The sequence below is a fragment of the Streptomyces alkaliphilus genome, assembly GCF_014141535.1.
Taxonomy (GTDB): domain Bacteria; phylum Actinomycetota; class Actinomycetes; order Streptomycetales; family Streptomycetaceae; genus Streptomyces; species Streptomyces alkaliphilus.
Map to the genome: position 1 here is coordinate 1 of NZ_VKHT01001103.1, position 1,544 is coordinate 1,544.

The window sequence follows — 1,544 nt, forward strand, 5'->3', positions numbered from 1 at the left end:
AGGAAGGACCGGGCGGGGGCCGGGGTCACAGGACGCGGCGCACGGCGAGCACGTCCCAGTCGGCGAGGGGAGTGATGCGCACGGGTCTACCGGTGCGCGGGGCCTCGATGACGAGTCCTTCGCCCAGGTACATGCCGACGTGCTCGGGGCGGGCGGCGGTACCGCGGTTGAAGATCAGGTCGCCGGGTTCCATCGCGCTCGGCGAGACCGCCCGCCCCTCGTTGACCTGCGTGTAGGTGGTGCGGGTCAGTTCGACACCGGCCTTGGCGTACGACTGCTGCACCAAACTGGAGCAGTCGCAGCGCCCCATCGGGTCCGGGCCGTGCGGAGCGGTGCACGAGCCGCCCCACTGGTACATCGTTCCGAGCTGGTGCATCGCCCAGGTGATCGCCGTGCGGGCCCGCGGATCGGCGGTCGCCGGGATCCGGTAACCCTCGGGCACCGCGCCCTCGGGGATGACCCCGAAGCCGGAGTCGTCGACCGGATCGCAACCGGGGAGCGCACCCCCGCCCCCGACGTCCTCCTCGGAGGAGTCCGGGGCCGTGGCAGGGAAGCCGGCGGCGATCACCTGCTGCAGCGCGGTCGCCAGCGGTTCCCACTGGGCGTACTCGTCCGGGTAAGCCGACCTCTGCACCGCCTGGGCCGCCCGGGTCACGCTCATGTGCTCCCAGCCGGGAACATCGAGCAGGGCCCGGTAGAAACGCTCACTCGCGTGGACCGGATCCCGGATCTGCTCGGGAGTCCCCCAGCCCTGCGAGGGACGTTGCTGGAACAGGCCCAGGGAGTCGCGGTCCCCGTGATCCAGGTTCCGCAACCGGCTCTCCTGCACGGCCGTGGCCAACGCGACGATCTGCCCGCGCCGGGGCACCTGCAGACCGATCCCGGTGGCGACGATGGTCCGGGCGTGCGGGATCTGCTCTCCGGGCAACTCCAACCCCTCGATCTCGACCTCGGAGGCATCCGCCCCGTCGAGGATCGCCGCGACCCGCTCGGCGATCCCGTCGGTGTCCGGGTCGGACAGGCAGCGGCCGGCGGAGCCGCCGACGGCTTCACCGGCGAGGGCCGTCACCATGGCCGCACCCCCCAGGAGGAAGGGGGAGAGGAGCACCACGCCGACACCGGCGGCGATTCCCCTCAACCGATCCCGCCCCCTCGCGTGGCACGGCACGCGGGCGGCAGGGCGCAACGAGAGGTCACCGAAGTCTCCTTCACGAGCGGATTCCGGCATGCCGCGTACGCCTGCGACAGGTGGAAGGGGCGCGGCGCCGGGAGGGGCGATCACGAGGTACCGACCCGTGGGCGAGTTGCCGCTCGACCCATGGGCGGAGAGAAACCGCCGCAACGGGACATCACCGGTGACGGTGTTCCCCGGGCGGTTCCACAACGGTAGGTCCGGATCGGCCGCCGACCAAAAATTCGGCGCGGGGGATCGGAATCCGTCCCCCTTCCCGGAGTGTTTTGGTCGGCGGCCGAATCGCCCCTACCGTTGTGGAACTCCCTCGCCCGCCGGTCCCCGGATTCCCGGACGTGTGCGCCCGATGCCC

At 71.8% G+C, this 1,544-nt stretch carries 1 protein-coding gene; it reads right to left on the reverse strand.

From position 1 onward, the window contains the following. Window positions 1–25: 25 nt before the first annotated feature. Window positions 26–1,138: a C40 family peptidase gene (locus FNQ90_RS22715; protein WP_182608058.1), complete on the reverse strand. Its 1,113-nt coding sequence runs from the start codon at window positions 1,136–1,138 to the stop codon at window positions 26–28. Between the last annotated feature and the right edge of the window lie 406 nt (window positions 1,139–1,544).